This window comes from Halomonas sp. SIMBA_159, from assembly GCF_046536035.1.
GTDB lineage: Bacteria > Pseudomonadota > Gammaproteobacteria > Pseudomonadales > Halomonadaceae > Vreelandella > Vreelandella venusta_A.
Map to the genome: position 1 here is coordinate 1 of NZ_JAWJBT010001459.1, position 241 is coordinate 241.

At 40.7% G+C, this 241-nt stretch carries 1 protein-coding gene; it reads right to left on the minus strand.

Features of this window, described 5'->3' with window-relative positions:
- A partial coding sequence (locus R0J87_RS24075) for a hypothetical protein (protein ID WP_498889561.1) occupies positions 1–241 on the minus strand: 241 nt, incomplete at both ends.

Here is a 241-nt window from a genome sequence, read left to right on the forward strand (position 1 = left end):
CTTGCTTTAGCCCGAATGCTTTTTATGAGCCTGCCATAACTCCATTCATGGACTTGAACCCGATATTGCTTGGCATATTCTTTTTGTTTCTCTACAGTACCAGGAATTTTTTGTTCGGCTCGCATTTGAACTTCGCTTTGCACTAACTCACGCATATCTTCGAGGTAAGGAATAACAATACTCCCAGCATGGTAGGTTTGAGCTAGATCAATAATAGCTTTTGCTAATAAGCGGTCGATAT